Consider the following 17,547-nt stretch of genomic DNA (forward strand, 5'->3'; position numbering starts at 1 on the left):
ACGCGTGCTGCGGGCACGCGAACGCGTCAGTGCCTGCCGCGGATCTTCGCGAGACGCTGGATCGCTTCGAGCTGCGCCATTGCGGTCGCGAGTTCCGACTGCGCCTTCGCGAGATCGATGTCCGACTTCGCGTTCTGCAGCGTTTCTTCTGCGCGCTTTCTCGCTTCCTCGGCCTTCGCCGCGTCGAGATCCTTACCGCGAATCGCGGTGTCGGCGAGCACCGTCACGGCGCCCGGCTGCACTTCGAGAATGCCGCCTGCGACGAACACGAACTCTTCATCGCCGCTTTCGGCTTCGATGCGCACCGCCCCCGGACGAATCCGCGTGATGAGCGGGGTGTGGCCGGGCAGGATGCCCAGTTCACCGGCTTCGCCCGGCAGCGCGACGAACTTCGCCAGGCCGGAGAAGATTTGTTCTTCGGCGCTGACGACGTCTACTTTGATGGTTGCCATATCGACTCCTGTCGATCGGAGTTAGCGCTTTAGCGCTTACTCCGATCCCATGCCGTGGTTGGCCGAAGTTAGCGCTTCAGCGCTTACTCCGGCCCCGCGGCGGTCGATCGGAGTTAGCGCCTTAGCGCTTACTCCGATCCCATGCCGTGGTTGGCCGAAGTTAGCGCTTCAGCGCTTACTCCGGCCCCGCGGCGGTCGATCGGAGTTAGCGCCTTAGCGCTTACTCCGATCCCATGCCATGGTTGACCAGGGTTAGCGCTTCAACGCCCACTCCGATCCCATGCAGGCACGGTTGAGCGTATTACGTGAGCGCCGTGTCACCTATCACGCGGTGGATAGGATCAACACCGTTTCACACGGCGCCCGCTGCGTTACACCCGGCCGTTACTGGATCTTCTTGGCCTTCTCGAAGGCTTCGTCGATCGTGCCGACCATGTAGAACGCCTGTTCCGGCAGGTGGTCGCACTCGCCGTCGACGATCATCTTGAAGCCGCGGATCGTTTCCTTCAGCGGCACGTACTTGCCCGGCGAGCCCGTGAACACTTCGGCGACGTGGAACGGCTGCGACAGGAAACGCTGGATCTTACGCGCACGTGCGACCGACAGCTTGTCTTCCGGCGACAGTTCGTCCATGCCCAGAATCGCGATGATGTCGCGCAGTTCCTTGTAGCGCTGCAGCGTCTGCTGAACGCGACGCGTGATCGAGTAGTGCTCTTCGCCGATCACGTTCGGGTCGATCTGGCGCGACGTCGAGTCGAGCGGGTCGACCGCCGGGTAGATGCCCAGCGAAGCGATGTCACGCGACAGAACGACGGTTGCGTCCAGGTGGCCGAAGGTCGTGGCCGGCGACGGGTCGGTCAAGTCGTCCGCAGGGACGTACACGGCCTGAACCGACGTGATCGAGCCCTTCTTGGTCGACGTGATGCGTTCCTGCAGCTTGCCCATTTCCTCGGCCAGCGTCGGCTGATAGCCCACGGCCGACGGCATACGGCCGAGCAGTGCCGACACTTCGGTACCGGCCAGCGTGAAACGGTAGATGTTGTCGACGAAGAACAGCACGTCGAGGCCTTCGTCACGGAAGTGCTCGGCCATCGTGAGGCCCGTCAGCGCGACGCGCAGACGGTTGCCCGGCGGCTCGTTCATCTGGCCGTACACCAGCGCGACCTTGTCGAGAACGTTCGAGTCCTTCATTTCGTGATAGAAGTCGTTCCCTTCACGGGTACGCTCGCCCACGCCCGCGAACACGGAGTAACCGCCGTGTTCCTTCGCGATGTTGTTGATGAGCTCCATCATGTTGACGGTCTTGCCCACGCCAGCACCGCCGAACAGGCCAACCTTGCCGCCCTTCGCGAACGGGCAGATCAGGTCGATGACCTTGATGCCCGTTTCAAGCAGTTCGGTCGACGGCGACAGCTCGTCGAACGCCGGCGCCTTCTGGTGGATCGAGCGCTTGTTTTCGCTCTCGATCGGGCCCGCTTCGTCGATCGGGCGGCCGAGCACGTCCATGATGCGGCCGAGGGTCGGCTTGCCGACCGGCACCGAAATCGGATTGCCCGTATTCTTCACCACGACGCCGCGGCGCAGGCCGTCGGATGCCCCCAGACAGATGGTGCGGACCACGCCGTCGCCCAGCTGCTGCTGGACTTCGAGCGTCAGTTCCGAGCCTTCCAGAATGAGCGCGTCGTAGATCTTCGGCATGCTCTCGCGCGGAAATTCCACGTCGATAACGGCGCCGATGCACTGTACGATCTTGCCTTCTACCAAAGCAGCAGTACTCATCGCTTTTCCTTTCAATACCTGATTCTTTACTCGCGCAAAGGCGCAGTTTCGAGACGCAGCAGGCGTCGCGCGTTCCGCGTTACACCGCGGCGGCGCCGCCGACGATCTCCGACAGTTCCTTCGTGATCGCAGCCTGACGGCTCTTGTTGTACGACAGCTGAAGCTCGCTGATCACCGTCTTCGCGTTGTCCGAGGCGGCCTTCATCGCGACCATCCGCGCCGACTGCTCCGACGCCATGTTTTCCGCGACCGCCTGGTACACCAGCGCCTCGACGTAACGCACGAGCAGCTCGTCGACCACCGCCTGCGCGTCCGGCTCGTAGATGTAATCCCACGACGTGGCCGGCGTGCCGTCATTGGCGTCGAAATGCTCCGACGACAGCGGCAGCAACTGCTCGATCACCGTTTCCTGCTTCATCGTGTTGACGAAGCGCGTGTACGCGAGATAAACCGCCGACAGCCTGCCTTCCGAATACAGATCGAGCTGCGTCTTCACCGCGCCGATCAGCTTGTCGAGGTGCGGCGTATCGCCGAGATGCACGACCTGCGAGATCACCTTCGCGCCGAAGCGGTTCAGGAACCCGAGACCCTTGCCGCCGATCGCGGTGGCTTCGACCTTCTGGCCCTTCTCTTCCAGCTCCTTGAACTTCTGCAGCGACGCGCGCAACACGTTCGTGTTCAGACCGCCGCACAGACCCTTGTCAGTCGTGACGAGAATCATGCCGGCCGTCTTCACGCCTTCGTTCGCCACCATGAACGGGTGGCGGTACTCCGGGTTCGCGCGGCTCATGTGCGCGGCGATGGCGCGGACTTTCTCCGCATACGGACGAGCGGCGCGCATGCGTTCCTGCGCGCGGCGCATCTTCGATGCGGCCACCATCTCCATCGCCTTCGTGATCTTGCGCGTGTTCTGCACGCTCTTGATCTTGCCGCGAATTTCCTTCATTCCAGCCATTGCTTGCTCCTTGACCGAAGCGGCGCGGGCGCTTTACGCGGCCCGCGCCGCTTCAAGGTGTCCCTCGCGGATCAATAGGCACCCGACTTCTTGAAGTCCTTGATCGCGGCGTGCAGCGCGCTCTCGTCGTCCTTCGACAAGTCTTTCGTGTCTTCGATGCGCTTGATGAGGTCAGCGTGGCTCGTCTTCAGATACTCGCGCAGGCCCTTCTCGAACGGCAGGACGTCCTTGACGTCGAGGTCGTCGAGATAGCCGTTGTTCGCCGAGAACAGCGACACGGCCAGCTCCCACACCTGCAGCGGCTGGTATTGCGGCTGCTTGAGCAGTTCCGTCACGCGGCGGCCGCGCTCGAGCTGCTTGCGGGTCGCTTCGTCGAGATCCGATGCGAACTGCGCGAACGCGGCCAGTTCGCGGTACTGCGCGAGGTCGGTACGGATACCGCCCGACAGCTTCTTCACGACCTTCGTCTGCGCGGCGCCGCCGACTCGCGACACCGACACGCCCGCGTTGATCGCGGGGCGGATGCCGGCGTTGAACAGGTCGGTTTCCAGGAAGATCTGGCCGTCGGTGATCGAGATCACGTTCGTCGGAACGAACGCGGTCACGTCGCCCGCCTGCGTTTCGATGACGGGCAGCGCCGTCAGCGAGCCGCTCTTGCCCTTCACTTCACCGTTCGTGAACTTCTCGACATACTCTTCCGACACGCGCGCCGCGCGCTCGAGCAGACGCGAGTGCAGATAGAACACGTCGCCCGGGTACGCTTCGCGGCCCGGCGGACGGCGCAGCAGCAGCGAGATCTGACGATACGCCCAAGCTTGCTTGGTCAAATCGTCGTAAATGATGAGGGCGTCCTGGCCGCGATCGCGGAAGTATTCGCCCATCGTGCAGCCGGCGTACGGCGCGAGGTATTGCATCGCGGCCGATTCCGACGCCGACGCGGCGACGACGATCGTGTATTCGAGCGCGCCGGTTTCCTCGAGCTTGCGCACCACGTTCATGATCGACGAAGCCTTCTGGCCGATCGCGACGTAGATACAGATGAGGTCCTTGCCCTTCTGGTTGATGATCGTGTCGATCGCCACCGCGGTCTTGCCGCACTGACGGTCGCCGATGATCAGCTCGCGCTGGCCGCGGCCGATCGGCACCATCGAGTCGATCGACTTCAGGCCCGTCTGCACCGGCTGCGACACCGACTTACGCCAGATCACGCCCGGGGCGATCTTTTCGATCGCGTCGGTCAGCTTCGCGTTGACCGGGCCCTTGCCGTCGATCGGGTTACCGAGCGCGTCGACCACGCGACCGACGAGTTCCGGGCCGACCGGCACTTCGAGAATGCGGCCCGTCGTCTTGACGATGTCGCCTTCCGAGATGTGCTCGTATTCGCCGAGAATCACCGCGCCGACCGAGTCGCGCTCGAGGTTCAGCGCGAGGCCGAACGTGTTGCCCGGAAATTCGAGCATTTCGCCCTGCATCACGTCCGACAGGCCGTGAATGCGCACGATACCGTCGGTCACGGAGATCACGGTGCCCTGGTTGCGAACGTCTGCGCTCGCTTCAAGGCCCTGGATCCGGCTCTTGATCAGCTCGCTGATCTCAGAGGGATTGAGTTGCATTATTCGCTCCTGATTTTCAATTCTGTTGCGTGCCGGCTGCGCTCGCTCAAGCGGTCAGCGCCGCCTGCATGCCGGCGAGCCGCGCGCGGACCGAGGTATCGAGCACTTCGTCGCCCACCGTCACGCGCACGCCGCCGATCAGCGACGAATCGACTTCGACCGCCGGCTTCAGCTTGCGCTTGAACTTGCGCTCGAGGCTCGTGACGAGCTCCGCGAGCTGCGCGCCTTCGAGCGGGAACGCGCTGACGATCTGCACGTCTGCCGCGCCTTCGCGCGCGTTCTTCAGCGCTTCGAACTGCACGGCGATTTCCGGCAACAGCGCGATACGATGATTGTCGACCAGCATCTGCACGAAGTTCTTCGCTTGCGCGCCGCTCGCGAGCGGCGACTTCAGCGTGGCGAGCAGCAACTCGGCCACCTGCGCGCGGCTCACTTTTGGGCTCGACGCGACGGACAGCACTTCGGGCAGTTGCGCAACCTGAGCCAGCTCTTGCACGAGCGTGGACCAGGCGGAGATGTCACCCCCCTCGGCCACGCGGAACAGCGCTTCTGCGTAAGGGCGGGCGATGGTTGCAAGTTCGGCCATGATCAGAGCTCGGCTTTCAGTTGATTCAGCAGTTCGGCGTGGGCCGTTTGATCGACTTCGCGCTTCAGGATCTGCTCGGCACCCTTCACGGCGAGCGCGGCGACTTCGCCGCGCAGCGTTTCGCGCGCCTTCACGATTTGCTGTTCCGCTTCCGCCTTCGCCTGAGCGATGATGCGAGCGGCTTCAGCCTGAGCGTTGGTCTTGATTTCGTCGGCGACCGCCAGTGCACGCTTTTCGGCGTCGGCGATGCGTTGCTGGCCGTCGTTGCGGGCCTGCGCGAGTTCCTGGTCGACGCGCTTGTGCGCTGCTTCGAGTTCCGCCTTGCCCTTTTCCGCGGCGGCGAGGCCGTCGGCGATCTTCTTCGAGCGCTCGTCGAGGGCGTTGATCAACGGCGGCCACACGAACTTCATCGTGAACCACGCGAGGACCAGGAACACGACCATTTGCGCAAACAATGTTGCGTTGAGATTCACGGTGTTTCCTTATCTGCTATTCCGGAAAAATGAAACGGTAAGGCGCTCATCGAGTTGCATTCGATCAGCGCCCAGTCTCCGTTCCGCCCTGCCCCGGCTCACGCCGGGCGCATATTTCCGAGGAACCTTAGCCTGCGAGCTTCGACAGGAGCGGGTTCGCGAATGCAAACAGCATGGCCACGCCGACGCCGATCAGGAACGCCGCGTCGATCAGACCAGCCAGCAGGAACATCTTCGTTTGCAGCGGGTTGATGAGTTCGGGCTGACGCGCGCAGGCTTCGATGTACTTGCCGCCCATCAGCGCGATACCGATACAGGCGCCGATTGCACCCAGGCCGATGATGATGCCGATACCGATGGCGGTCAGACCTTGGATGTTGGCGATGAAAGCTTGCATGATCACTCCTTTGTGAAAAGACTTGGAACTGAGATTTAAAAAACCAAAACGGAAACTATCTTTCGCCCGCAGCGCTTTAGTGCGCGTCGTGCGCTTGGCCGAGATACACCAGCGTCAGCATCATGAAGATGAATGCCTGCAACAGAACAATCAGGATGTGGAAGATTGCCCAGACGCTGCCCGCGATCACGTGACCGACGAAGCCGAGGAACGTTGCGTCGCCGCCGAAGCTCCACATGCTGCCGAGGAGGGCGATCAGCAAGAACACCAGCTCACCCGCGTACATGTTGCCGAACAGCCGCATGCCGAGCGACACGGTCTTGGCGACGTATTCGACGATGTTGAGCGCGAGGTTCGGGATCCACAGCAGCGGGTGCGCGCCGAACGGCGCCGACACCAGCTCGTGAGCAAAGCCGCCCACGCCCTTGATCTTGACGCTGTAGTAGAGCATCAGCACGAACACGCCGAGCGCGATGCCGAGCGTGCCGTTCAGATCGGCGGTCGGGACGATGCGGTGATGGGAAATGACGCCCGACAGGCCCAGCCAGCCGATCACGCGGCCCGGCAGGTCGACGGGGAGGAAATCAAGGGAGTTCATCAGCGCGACCCACACGAACACGGTCAGCGCGAGCGGCGCGATGAATGCGCGGTTGCCGTGAACGATCGCCTTCGATTGATCTTCGACCATCTCGACGAGCATTTCGATCGCGCACTGGAAGCGTCCCGGCACGCCGGGCGTTGCCTTGCGGGCGGCCAAGCGCAGCAGCAGGATGGTGATCAGACCACACACGATCGACCAGAACAGCGTGTCGAGATTCCAGACGTGGATATCGAAGATCGACGTCTGATGCGAGGTGGAGAAGTTCTGCAAGTGGTGCGCAATGTACTCGGACGGATCCGGAGCACGCGTGCCTTCGCTAGCTGCCATATCGTTAAAGCCACCCAAATTGTCGAAAATCGTTTTGGCGCGATTCTCCGCAACAGCTTGTTGCGGGAACGCGCAGGCGCGAGAACGAGTCGAACTCGCGCACCGCTGTTTTTTACCGCCAGGCGAGCGCTATCCAGTACGTCTTCAGCACGACGAGGTACGTGACGAGAAGCGGCACCCAGTGCACGCCCGGATATCCGAACGCCACTGCGGCGAACATCGCGATCGTCACGCCCAGCTTCAGCGCCTCGCCGGCCACCCAACCCATCACGGTGCCCGCGCCGCTCAGCCTCAGACGCGCCACGAACAATGCACTCGGCACCCAGCCGATCGCTCCGCCCAGAAATGCCGATTGCGCAGCGGCGCCCGGCGACTTCGAAAACAGCCACCACGCCAGCGTTGCAACCAGGGACAAGACCATTTGCGCGACCACCACCCGGTAAGGCGTGACGCGCGATGGCTGACTCACCTCGGGACCGAACAGCGCTTGCGCCTCGGCCCGCGTGAGCGGAACGACATCTTCTTCTTGCTGCTCGGCATCCCAGTCGTCCGCGGCGGATTCATGCCGCCCGACGCCCCCCGAAACGGTGCGTTGCCCTGCTCGCCGATCTCCGTGCCTTTTATCCGGCGCTCGATCCGCCATCGCAGTTAATTCCGCTCAATCCCTGTTCGGCCCTAAAGCTTTCCGAAAGCTTTCAGGGGTGCCTAGCTAACAAATCCGGGCGATTGTAAGCGATAGTTGCAGGCGGTTCAAGGCTTTAGACGCGACAAAAATCCGTATGAAACGGCGCTTCATGATGCGAAAAGTTCGTGAATTTTTAGCGCTCGATGACAGTTGTAAGGTATGTATTTTCGATCAATCGAACCGCGTGAAACGCCTCTTGTCCTGCCCCGTTCCGGTGCGCGCCGCTGCTCAAAAATAATGCAGCAGCAACGCGCCGAGCACGGCGCTCGCGATGCCGAACGGAATGCTCACGAGATGGAACGGCAACCACATCCCTCGCGTCCGGGACAGCCGGATCGCAATCAGGTTGGCGAGCGAGCCGATCGCGATGCCGAACCCGCCGACGCTCACGCCGAACGCGAGCGCGCGCCAGTCGCGCGTGAACTCCGACAGCAGAATCGCGGCCGGCACGTTGCTGATCGCCTGCGACAACAGCGCACCCGCCGCATATGCGCGCAGCGGCGTATCGAGACCGATGTCGGCGATCGTCCGGTGGACAGCCGGCAGCAATGCCGCGCTGCGCAGCACGATGAACATCAGCACGAAGATCAGCAGCAGGAGCCAGTCGATCTTCAGCACCGCGTCGCGCCGCACGATCAGAAAGATCGCCGCGACCGCGAGCACGCCGGCCAGCGCATGATGCGCGTCCGCGAGCAGCACGAAGCCCGCGAACATCGCGACCGTCGCGAACGCGTGCGCGCGATCGACCGGCCGCTCGGCGTGGTCCTTCGACAAATCGAGCGGACGGCCGTCGAACGCAATCGCGGTCATCGCGAGCAGCAGCGCCATCAGCACGAGTGCGAGCGGCCCGAGCGCGATCACGAAGCGGCCGAATGAGATGCCGCTCAACTGCCACAGAAACAGATTTTGCGGATTGCCGAGCGGAGTTGCGATCGCGCCCGCGTTCACGGCGAGTGCGATGTAGATCACGAGGCGCTTGAACGGCAACGGCGTCAGCTCGCGCAGCGACAGCACGAGCGGAATCACGACGAAGAGCGCCACGTCGTTCGTGAGCCACACGGACAACGACGCGGCGAACACGACGAGCAGCGCGGCAAGCGCACGCTCGGACCGCACGCGATGGACTATCCGGTGCGCGAGCCACATCAGGAAGCCCGACAGCTCGAGCGCCTTCGTCAGCATCAGCAGGCCGGCGAGCGTCGCGACGGTCTGCCAGTCGACGAGCCGCACGAGCGCGCCCGCCGATTGCGGACGAACGAGCTGCAGCGCAATCAGCGCCGCGACGAGAATCGAGAGAACCGGCTCATGCCGGACGAACGCAATGATCCGCGCAGTCGCGCGACCGACAACCGAATTCGACACGTTGCGTTACGCGGCGACATTGCCGCGCAGTCGCGCGAGGATGCCTTCGAGCGCGTCGAGGTCGCCGAAATCGATCGTCAACTGGCCCCGCCCGCGGCGACCAACCTTGATCTTCACGTTCGACGCGAGCAGATCCGACAGCTCTTCTTCGAGGCGCCGCGTGTCGCGACCGCCGTCGTCCTTCGCGCGCGCCTTCACCGCAGGCTCTGACTTCGTCGTATGCGTGACGAGCTTTTCCGTCTCGCGCACCGACATCCGCTTGTTGACGACCTGATGCGCGAGCGTGATCTGCGTCGCCGCATCGACCGCGAGCAGCGCGCGCGCGTGGCCCATGTCGAGATCGCCCGCAAGCAGCATCGTCTGCACGGGCATCGCAAGATTCAGCAGACGCAGCAGGTTCGACACCGCGCTGCGCGAACGGCCGACCGATTCGGCCGCCTGCTCATGCGTGAAACCGAACTCGTCGAGCAAACGCTGGATGCCATGCGCCTCTTCGAGCGGGTTCAGATCCTCGCGCTGGATGTTCTCGATCAGCGCCATGGCGGCAGCCGCCTGATCGGATACATCCTTCACCAGCACCGGCACTTCTTCGAGGCCGGCGAGGCGTGCCGCACGGAAACGGCGCTCGCCCGCGATGATCTCGAATTTGTCTGACGAAATCGGGCGCACGAGGATCGGCTGCATCACCCCCTGCGCGCGAATGCTCGCGGCGAGTTCCTGCAGGCTGCCCTCGTCCATTCGGGTACGCGGCTGGTACTTGCCCGCCTGCAGCTTGCCGAGCGCGAGCACGTTCGGCGCACCCTCGATCTTCACTGCTTCAGTGATGTCGGCGCTGCCGCCGAGCAGCGCTTCGAGGCCACGCCCCAAACCCTTCTTCTTCGCTACCGCATTCATGTTCTGTTCCCTCGATTCTCGTCTGGAAGGCGGGCTCAAAGCGCGCGCACCCGCTCGATCATTTCCGCACCGAACTGGATGTACGCCTGCGCGCCGCGCGAACCGCGATCGAATACGACGCCGGGAAGCCCATAGCTGGGCGCCTCCGCAAGACGCACGTTACGCGGAATCACCGCGTCGAACACCTTGTCGCCGAAGTGCGCCTTCAATTGGTCGGACACCTGTTGTTGAAGCGTGATCCGCGGATCGAACATCACGCGCAGCAGACCGATCACCTTCAGGTCGCGATTCAGGTTTGCATGAACCTGCTTGATCGTGTTGACGAGGTCTGACAAGCCCTCGAGCGCGAAGTATTCGCATTGCATCGGGATCACGACACCGTGCGCCGCGCACAGACCGTTCAGCGTCAGCAGCGACAGCGCCGGCGGACAATCGATCAGCACGAAATCGTAGTCGTCCGCGACTTTCGCGAGTGCGGCCTTCAACTGGCGCTCGCGATTCTCCACGCTCACCAACTCGATTTCCGCGCCGGCGAGCTCGCGGTTCGCCGGCAGCACGTCGTACTTCACCGCCTCGGGACGCACGCGCGCGTCCGCAACAGTCACACCGTCGACCAGCACCTCGTAGACCGTCGACTCGCATTCCGCCTTGTCGATACCGCTCCCCATCGTGGCATTGCCCTGCGGGTCCAGATCGATCAGCAGCACGCGTTGCTCCTGCGCCGCGAGGCTCGCGGCGAGATTGACCGTCGTCGTCGTCTTGCCGACACCGCCCTTCTGGTTCGCCACGCAGAAGATCTTTGCCATCGTTGGTGTATTCCTTCTCTTCAAATGGTCCGGGCGCCCTGCGGCGCGCCGATTAAATTGCTTCGTCGAGCTCGACTTCGATCAAATGCCGTTCCGCATCGAGCGACGGGACCGTTAGACGGATCATCTGTTTGACGCGCGCGCCATCGGGCAAGCGACCGATTTCTTCATCGGGACGCACGCCCTTCATCGCCCAAATCGACCCGCCCGGCGCAACGAGGTGCCGGGCAAGTGTAACGAAGTCCGCCAGATCCGCGAACGCCCGCGATACGATCACGTCGAATTTCCCTTGAACATCGGCACCAGGACGCAGCGTCTCGACGCGCCCTGTCACGACGGACAGATTGCCGAGCTTCAACTCGGCCTTCGCCTGGTTCTGGAATGCGGATTTTTTCTGGACGATGTCGTTTAGCGTGACCTGCCAGCCGGGCAGCGCGATCGCGAGCACGATGCCCGGCAAGCCGCCGCCGGAGCCGACGTCCAGCGCCGTCGCCGCCGCCCCCCGCGCACCGAGATGCGGGACGATCGATAGCGAATCGAGGATATGTTGAATCAGCATCTGCCTCGGGTCACGGATCGCAGTCAGGTTGTAAACCGCGTTCCACTTGGCGAGCAGCGCGACATAATCGAGCAACGCGCCGCGCTGCGCATCGCTCAACGCGACGCCCAGCGCTTCCGCGCCTTCCGATAGCAATGCTTGCAGCGTTTCCCGGCTGGCAATCGGGGCTTGACGACGTTGCGCCGTCATTGCTGCGTCGCGGCGCTGTTGGTTTCCGCGTCGGCGCCCGGCGCACTGTCCGCGCCCTTTCGCCGGCCCAGCCCGCGCTTCTTCAGATGCACCATTAGCAGCGAGATTGCGGCGGGTGTCACCCCCGAGATCCGCGACGCCTGCCCGATCGTTTCCGGACGGAACTGATTCAGCTTCTGACTGACTTCGAACGACAAGCCACGGACTTCCGTGTAATCGATGCCGTCAGGCAAGCGCGTGTTTTCGTTCGCACCGTTCCGTTCTATTTCGCCGGCCTGGCGCTCGATATAGCCTTGGTACTTGATGCCGATCTCGATCTGCTCCTTGATCTGCGCGAGCAGGAGCGCGTCTTCGGCCAACGGCTCGGACGGGCCGCACTCGCCACCGCGCAAGCCGCACACGCCGTCGTAGCTGATGCCCGGCCGGCGCAGTAGCTCGGCGAGGCTGTATTCGTGATCGATCGGCTTGCCGAGCAACTCGGTCGCCTCGTCGGCCGGCAACGTCTTCGGCGTCACCCACGTCGTACGCAGCCGTTCGGTTTCACGTGAAACAGCGTCACGCTTCCGGTTGAATGCATCCCAACGGACGTCGTCAACGACGCCCAATTCACGCCCGATTTCAGTCAGGCGCATGTCCGCATTGTCTTCGCGAAGGCTGAGCCGGTACTCGGCACGGCTCGTGAACATCCGATAAGGCTCGGACACGCCTCGCGTAACCAAATCATCGACGAGCACACCGAGATAGGCCTGGTCCCGCCGCGGACACCATGCCTCTTTCTCCAGTGCATGGCGGCCTGCATTGATACCGGCGAGCAAGCCCTGCGCGGCCGCCTCTTCATAGCCGGTCGTGCCATTGATCTGGCCCGCAAAGAACAGCCCATTGATCGCCTTGGTTTCCAGCGACGATTTCAACGCGCGCGGATCGAAATAATCGTACTCGATCGCATAGCCCGGACGCAGGATGTGCGCCTGTTCCAGACCACGCATCGAATGTACGAGCGCGAGTTGCACGTCGAAAGGCAGGCTAGTCGAAATGCCGTTCGGATAGAACTCGTTGGTCGTCAGCCCTTCAGGCTCAAGGAAAATCTGATGCGAGTCTTTCGACGCAAAACGATGAATCTTGTCTTCGATTGATGGGCAATAACGGGGCCCTACGCCTTCTATGACGCCGGTATACATTGGCGAACGATCGAGCCCGCTGCGAATGATGTCGTGCGTACGCTCATTGGTGTGCGTGACCCAGCACGGCAGTTGCTCCGGATGCTGCTCTGGTCGGCCGAGAAACGAAAATACCGGGACCGGATCGAGATCGCCAGGCTGCTCTTCGAGTTTCGAGAAGTCAATCGTCCGGCCATCGATGCGCGGCGGCGTTCCTGTCTTCAACCGCCCTTGCGGCAGCTTCAGCTCCTTTAGCCTCGACGACAGGGATACAGCCGCCGGATCGCCAGCGCGGCCACCCGTATAGTTATTGAGCCCGACATGGATCTTGCCGTCGAGGAACGTGCCGGCCGTCAACACTACCGCGCGCGCCCGGAATCGAACGCCGACCTGCGTGACCGCACCGACTACTCGATCCCCCTCCACCATCAGGTCATCGACTGCCTGCTGGAACAGCCAGAGATTTGGCTGATTCTCCAGATAACGGCGGATAGCCTGCTTGTACAGCACGCGGTCCGCCTGGGCGCGCGTCGCACGGACCGCCGGCCCCTTCGACGAGTTCAGGATGCGGAACTGGATGCCGCCTTCGTCGGTGGCGGCCGCCATCGCACCGCCCAGCGCATCGACTTCCTTGACCAGATGGCCCTTGCCGATCCCGCCGATTGACGGGTTGCAGCTCATCTGCCCAAGGGTTTCGATGTTGTGCGTCAGCAGGAGCGTCTTGGCGCCCATGCGAGCGGAAGCCAATGCAGCCTCCGTGCCAGCATGACCGCCGCCGACAACGATGACGTCAAATTCAATGGGATAAAGCATTGCGGACTTCGTGCAGGACGGTGCACGAACCTATCAGAGAAATGTATGGGCCGAATTATAGCGGGTTCGGTTTTGGCCCGAATCTCGTTCGAACGGCCGACCATCAAAAAACGGCGTGTTTCACGTGAAACACGCCGTCGACCGGAGTTGGCGAAGCCGCTGCTACACCGCTTTCTTCGTGAGCCCGAGGTAGGTTTCGATGACTTGGGGATTCTGCGCAAGCTCGCCCGCCGGGCCTTCCAGTACGATCTCGCCGGTTTCGAGCACGTATCCGTAGTCCGAGATCTGCAACGCCGCTCGGGCGTTCTGCTCGATCAGCAGCGTCGCGACGCCGGTCCCACGCAGCGCACTGATGATATGAAAGATCTCCTTCACGATCAGCGGCGCGAGCCCGAGGCTCGGTTCGTCGAGCATCAACAAATCCGGCTTGCCCATCAGCGCCCGCCCAACCGCCAGCATCTGCCGCTCACCGCCCGATAGCGTTCCGGCGGCTTGCTTGCGCCGCTCCTTCAGTCTCGGGAATAGTGAGAAAACCGGCTCGAGCTGGTCCAGGAAGTTCGCGTCACCGGCCATCTTCCGCCGGTACGCCCCCAAAACGAGGTTGTCTTCAACCGACATCGTGCCGAACAGCTCACGCTTTTCGGGCACGAGACACATACCTAGCACGACGCGCTGCTCAATCGGTAATGCGCTCACATCGTCATCACGATAGTAAACCGCACCGGTCGCGTGGCCATTCGTCGGCAATGCCCCCATCACCGCATTGAGCAGCGTCGACTTTCCCGCTCCGTTCGGGCCGATCACGGTAACGATCCGCCCCGCTTCCACCGTCAGCGCCGCGCGATGCAGCGCCTCGACCTTGCCGTAGCGCACCGACAAGTCCCGCACCGCCAAAACCGGCTTCGCCTCCCGATTCGCCATCATTCCACCCCACCGAGATAAGCTTCCAGCACCGCCGGGTCCTTCTGCACATCCTGCGGCAGGCCTTCGGCGATCCGCGTGCCGAACTCCATCACGACCAGTCGATCGGTCAAATTCATCACGAAATCCATGTCGTGCTCGACTAGCAGCACGCTCATTCCCTCGGCTCTTAACTTGCGCAACAGTTCGGCCAACTGCTGCTTTTCCTGATGACGCAGGCCTGCCGCGGGTTCATCGAGCAGCAAGAGTGTCGGATCGCTGCACAGCGCACGGGCGATCTCGAGAATCCGCTGCTGGCCGAGCGCGAGACTGCCTGCCTCGTCATACATGTGCGCGCCAAGGCCGACACGCCGAATCTGCCTCGCCGCCTCCGCCATCAGTCGCGCCTCCTCATGCGCATTCAGCCGGACGATGCTCCGCCAGATGCCGGCCGAGCCGCGCAAATGCGCGCCGATCGCGACGTTCTCCAGCACGGTCATTCCTGGCAGCAGTTTCACGTGCTGGAATGTGCGGCCGATACCCCGTTGCACGATTTCACGTGAAACAAGCTCGTCGATCCGCTCGCCGCGGAACATGATTGCGCCGCTCGTCGGCCGCAGCACGCCGGTCACGAGATTGAACGTCGTCGACTTGCCAGCGCCGTTCGGACCGATCAGGCCGACGATCTGCCCGGCCAGCACATCGAAGCTCACGTCGTTCACCGCAACGAGCCCGCCGAACTGTTTGCGCACGTTGTCAACGACGAGCAGCGCCTCGCCCGCCTGCGGCCGGCCACGCTGCGGCAACGGCTCAGCTTGATCCGGCGCCCGGGCGGCGGGTTCGCGCGGAAAGAGCTTCACGACGAACGGCCAGACGCCCTGCCGCGCATACTGCAACAGCAGCACCATCAGCACGCCGAACACGATGATCTCGAAGTTGCCCTCCGCGCCTAGCAGCTTTGGCAGCAGCGTTTGCAGGTAATCCTGCAGTACGGTGACGATCGCACCGCCGAGCACCGCGCCCCAAACATGCGCGACGCCCCCAATCACGGCCATGAACAGGAACTCGATCCCGTGATTGAGCCCGAACGGCGTCGGATTCACCGCACGCTGCAGGTGCGCGTAAAGAAAGCCCGAAATCGATGCGAGCACTGCTGCATAGACGAAGATCGCCACGCGCATCCACCCAGTGTTCACACCCATCGCCTCGGCCATCATGCCGCCGCCGCGCAGCGCCCGAATCGCGCGACCGGGCCGGCTATTAAGCAAATTCTGAACAGAGACGATCGCCGCGAGCACGACGATCCAGATCAGGTAATAGAGACTGCGCCCTGTATCGAACGCTTGACCGAACACGGTGAGCGCGGGAATGCCGTTGATCCCGTCGTACTTGCCGAGCCAGTCGAGATTGCCGAACAGGAAGAACAGCGCGAGCCCCCACGCGATCGTTCCGAGCGGCAAGAAGTGTCCGGACAGACGCATCGTGACGGCGCCCAGCGCGAGCGCGACGAGCGCCGTCACCACGACGCCCGCGATCAGCCCGAGCCACGGCGATGCGCCGTACGCCGTCGTCAGATAGGCGGTCGCGTATGCGCCGATACCGACGAACGCGGCCTGCCCGAAGCTCGTCATCCCACCGATTCCGGTCAACAACACGAGCCCGACCGCAACGATCGCATCGAGCCCGATGTAGTTCAGCAGCGTGATCCAGTACTCGGGCACGCGCGCCGCACCAGGCAAGGCCGGCAGCGCGAACATCACGACGAGGAACAGCCAGAGCGCCTTGTTGCGCAAGATCGCTTTCATCGCGTCACGCCTCCTCGTCTTCCGTTTGTGGCGCCGCAAGGCTGCGCCACAGCAGCACCGGCACGATCAGCGTGAAAACGATCACCTCCTTGTACGCGCTCGCCCAGAACGACGAGTACGACTCCAGCACGCCGACGAGAAGCGATCCGGCCGCGGCCAGCGGATAGCTGACGAGCCCGCCGATGATCGCGCCGACGAAGCCTTTCAAGCCGATCAGGAAGCCGGAATCGTAGTAGATCGTCGTTAGCGGCCCGACGAGCACGCCCGACAACGCGCCAAGCCCTGCCGCGAGCGTGAACGCGAGCCGCCCGGCCTCGGTCGTGCCGATACCGACGAGCCGCGCGCCGAGGCGGTTCACCGACGTCGCGCGCAGCGCCTTGCCGGGCAGCGTGCGCTCGAAATACAGATAGAGCGCAGCGATCAGCGCAAGCGCGGTGCCGACCACCCACTCGCTCTGCGTCGAAATCGACAGGCTGCCGAGCGCGAGCGACGCGTCGGAGAACGCAGCCGTGCGCGAGCCTTCCGCGCCGAACATGACGAGTCCGAGCCCGACCAGCGCGAAATGCACGGCAACCGACACGATCAGCAGCAGCAGCGTGGTGCCCTCGGCAATCGGCTGATACGCGAGCCGATAGATGAACGGCCCGAGCGGCACGACGATCGCGAGCGTGAGCGCGATCTGCGCGATCATCGGCAACGGCTGTGCGGCGACGCTTCTGGTCACCGCGTAGATCGCAAGCGGCAGCAGCACATAACGGCTCGCGAGCGCCGTCAACGTGCGGGCAAGCTGGCGTCGACGCGCGCGATACCGGATCAGCCCGCCCACTTCGAGCATGAAGCACGCGATGCCCGCGACGAACAGCAGCCAGCAGGTTGCCGGAAACTTCTGAGCCTGAAGCGCGGCCAGCGTCAGCGCGCCGTAGGTGACGAATTCGCCTTGGGGGATGAAGATCACGCGCGTGACGGAAAAAACGAGCACGAGCGCGAGCGACAGCAGCGCGTAGATCGCACCCGTCGTGATGCCGTCCTGCGCAAGAATTGCCGCGATGGAGAAATCCATGTGGTTTCGTCGGTTGAGAATGCGTCGACCCAAAAAAGGAAATGCGGCCTGCGGGGCAGCGGCCGTCGCGAAACGGCGCAGCGCGCGGCGCGCACGCGGGGCGCGTCTCCATGCCGGACCGCGTCCATCATCCG

The 17,547-nt window shown here is 63.2% G+C and carries 17 protein-coding genes; all 17 read right to left on the reverse strand.

The window, feature by feature from the left end; genetic code table 11:
• Positions 1 to 26 precede the first annotated feature (26 nt).
• The 17 genes from BTH_RS29010 to BTH_RS29090 all read right to left on the reverse strand — a co-directional run bounded on the left by BTH_RS29010 (position 27) and on the right by BTH_RS29090 (position 17,413).
• The gene (locus tag BTH_RS29010) at positions 27 to 452 is read right to left on the reverse strand and encodes a F0F1 ATP synthase subunit epsilon (RefSeq protein WP_009906700.1); all 426 of its coding nucleotides are present in this window, start codon (positions 450 to 452) and stop codon (positions 27 to 29) included.
• Positions 453 to 836: 384 nt separating this feature from the next.
• Complete coding sequence (gene atpD / locus BTH_RS29015) at positions 837 to 2,231, reverse strand: F0F1 ATP synthase subunit beta (protein WP_004185243.1); 1,395 nt, start codon at positions 2,229 to 2,231, stop codon at positions 837 to 839.
• Between the two features lie 79 nt (positions 2,232 to 2,310).
• Positions 2,311 to 3,186, reverse strand: a complete 876-nt coding sequence (gene atpG / locus BTH_RS29020; RefSeq protein WP_009906701.1) for a F0F1 ATP synthase subunit gamma — start codon at positions 3,184 to 3,186, stop codon at positions 2,311 to 2,313.
• Positions 3,187 to 3,257: 71 nt separating this feature from the next.
• Positions 3,258 to 4,799: a F0F1 ATP synthase subunit alpha gene (gene atpA / locus BTH_RS29025; protein WP_009906702.1), complete on the reverse strand. Its 1,542-nt coding sequence runs from the start codon at positions 4,797 to 4,799 to the stop codon at positions 3,258 to 3,260.
• A 46-nt stretch (positions 4,800 to 4,845) separates the two neighbouring features.
• On the reverse strand, positions 4,846 to 5,385 hold the full coding sequence (locus BTH_RS29030) for a F0F1 ATP synthase subunit delta (RefSeq protein ID WP_009906703.1): 540 nt from the start codon (positions 5,383 to 5,385) through the stop codon (positions 4,846 to 4,848).
• A 2-nt stretch (positions 5,386 to 5,387) separates the two neighbouring features.
• On the reverse strand, positions 5,388 to 5,858 hold the full coding sequence (locus BTH_RS29035; protein WP_004185283.1) for a F0F1 ATP synthase subunit B: 471 nt from the start codon (positions 5,856 to 5,858) through the stop codon (positions 5,388 to 5,390).
• A 127-nt stretch (positions 5,859 to 5,985) separates the two neighbouring features.
• Positions 5,986 to 6,255 carry a F0F1 ATP synthase subunit C gene (gene atpE, locus BTH_RS29040; protein WP_004195828.1) on the reverse strand — a complete coding sequence of 90 codons (270 nt, stop codon included), beginning with the start codon at positions 6,253 to 6,255 and terminating at the stop codon, positions 5,986 to 5,988.
• Between the two features lie 76 nt (positions 6,256 to 6,331).
• Positions 6,332 to 7,183, reverse strand: a complete 852-nt coding sequence (atpB, locus tag BTH_RS29045; RefSeq protein WP_009906704.1) for a F0F1 ATP synthase subunit A — start codon at positions 7,181 to 7,183, stop codon at positions 6,332 to 6,334.
• 112 nt (positions 7,184 to 7,295) lie between these two features.
• On the reverse strand, positions 7,296 to 7,826 hold the full coding sequence (locus BTH_RS29050; RefSeq protein ID WP_011402668.1) for an ATP synthase subunit I: 531 nt from the start codon (positions 7,824 to 7,826) through the stop codon (positions 7,296 to 7,298).
• 270 nt (positions 7,827 to 8,096) lie between these two features.
• Positions 8,097 to 9,230: an SLC13 family permease gene (locus tag BTH_RS29055; RefSeq protein ID WP_011402669.1), complete on the reverse strand. Its 1,134-nt coding sequence runs from the start codon at positions 9,228 to 9,230 to the stop codon at positions 8,097 to 8,099.
• 6 nt (positions 9,231 to 9,236) lie between these two features.
• Entirely contained in the window at positions 9,237 to 10,124 is an 888-nt protein-coding gene (locus tag BTH_RS29060) for a ParB/RepB/Spo0J family partition protein (protein WP_009910299.1), read from the reverse strand.
• A 35-nt stretch (positions 10,125 to 10,159) separates the two neighbouring features.
• Complete coding sequence (locus BTH_RS29065) at positions 10,160 to 10,930, reverse strand: ParA family protein (protein ID WP_009906708.1); 771 nt, start codon at positions 10,928 to 10,930, stop codon at positions 10,160 to 10,162.
• A 52-nt stretch (positions 10,931 to 10,982) separates the two neighbouring features.
• On the reverse strand, positions 10,983 to 11,678 hold the full coding sequence (gene rsmG, locus BTH_RS29070) for a 16S rRNA (guanine(527)-N(7))-methyltransferase RsmG (RefSeq protein ID WP_011402670.1): 696 nt from the start codon (positions 11,676 to 11,678) through the stop codon (positions 10,983 to 10,985).
• On the reverse strand, positions 11,675 to 13,648 hold the full coding sequence (gene mnmG / locus BTH_RS29075; RefSeq protein ID WP_009910302.1) for a tRNA uridine-5-carboxymethylaminomethyl(34) synthesis enzyme MnmG: 1,974 nt from the start codon (positions 13,646 to 13,648) through the stop codon (positions 11,675 to 11,677). The genes rsmG and mnmG overlap by 4 nt, the downstream gene beginning before the upstream one ends.
• A gap of 162 nt (positions 13,649 to 13,810) precedes the next feature.
• A complete protein-coding gene (locus BTH_RS29080; RefSeq protein WP_009910303.1) occupies positions 13,811 to 14,569 on the reverse strand; it encodes an ABC transporter ATP-binding protein in 759 nt (252 codons plus the stop codon).
• A complete protein-coding gene (locus tag BTH_RS29085; protein WP_009910304.1) occupies positions 14,569 to 16,353 on the reverse strand; it encodes a branched-chain amino acid ABC transporter ATP-binding protein/permease in 1,785 nt (594 codons plus the stop codon). The genes BTH_RS29080 and BTH_RS29085 overlap by 1 nt, the downstream gene beginning before the upstream one ends.
• 4 nt (positions 16,354 to 16,357) lie before the next feature.
• Positions 16,358 to 17,413, reverse strand: coding sequence for a branched-chain amino acid ABC transporter permease (locus BTH_RS29090; protein WP_009906713.1), 1,056 nt, complete (start codon positions 17,411 to 17,413; stop codon positions 16,358 to 16,360).
• Between the last annotated feature and the right edge of the window lie 134 nt (positions 17,414 to 17,547).

It is taken from the genome of Burkholderia thailandensis E264, from assembly GCF_000012365.1.
Lineage (GTDB): Bacteria > Pseudomonadota > Gammaproteobacteria > Burkholderiales > Burkholderiaceae > Burkholderia > Burkholderia thailandensis.

Bases quoted from the DNA above. Each gene is read 5' to 3' on its own strand.
- BTH_RS29010 (WP_009906700.1), bottom strand. From the start codon at position 452: ATGGCAACCATCAAAGTAGACGTCGTCAGCGCCGAAGAACAAATCTTC.
- atpD (WP_004185243.1), bottom strand. From the start codon at position 2,231: ATGAGTACTGCTGCTTTGGTAGAAGGCAAGATCGTACAGTGCATCGGC.
- atpG (WP_009906701.1), bottom strand. From the start codon at position 3,186: ATGGCTGGAATGAAGGAAATTCGCGGCAAGATCAAGAGCGTGCAGAAC.
- atpA (WP_009906702.1), bottom strand. From the start codon at position 4,799: ATGCAACTCAATCCCTCTGAGATCAGCGAGCTGATCAAGAGCCGGATC.
- BTH_RS29030 (WP_009906703.1), bottom strand. From the start codon at position 5,385: ATGGCCGAACTTGCAACCATCGCCCGCCCTTACGCAGAAGCGCTGTTC.
- atpE (WP_004195828.1), bottom strand. From the start codon at position 6,255: ATGCAAGCTTTCATCGCCAACATCCAAGGTCTGACCGCCATCGGTATC.
- atpB (WP_009906704.1), bottom strand. From the start codon at position 7,183: ATGGCAGCTAGCGAAGGCACGCGTGCTCCGGATCCGTCCGAGTACATT.
- BTH_RS29050 (WP_011402668.1), bottom strand. From the start codon at position 7,826: ATGGCGGATCGAGCGCCGGATAAAAGGCACGGAGATCGGCGAGCAGGG.
- BTH_RS29060 (WP_009910299.1), bottom strand. From the start codon at position 10,124: ATGAATGCGGTAGCGAAGAAGAAGGGTTTGGGGCGTGGCCTCGAAGCG.
- BTH_RS29065 (WP_009906708.1), bottom strand. From the start codon at position 10,930: ATGGCAAAGATCTTCTGCGTGGCGAACCAGAAGGGCGGTGTCGGCAAG.
- rsmG (WP_011402670.1), bottom strand. From the start codon at position 11,678: ATGACGGCGCAACGTCGTCAAGCCCCGATTGCCAGCCGGGAAACGCTG.
- mnmG (WP_009910302.1), bottom strand. From the start codon at position 13,648: ATGCTTTATCCCATTGAATTTGACGTCATCGTTGTCGGCGGCGGTCAT.
- BTH_RS29080 (WP_009910303.1), bottom strand. From the start codon at position 14,569: ATGGCGAATCGGGAGGCGAAGCCGGTTTTGGCGGTGCGGGACTTGTCG.
- BTH_RS29085 (WP_009910304.1), bottom strand. From the start codon at position 16,353: ATGAAAGCGATCTTGCGCAACAAGGCGCTCTGGCTGTTCCTCGTCGTG.
- BTH_RS29090 (WP_009906713.1), bottom strand. From the start codon at position 17,413: ATGGATTTCTCCATCGCGGCAATTCTTGCGCAGGACGGCATCACGACG.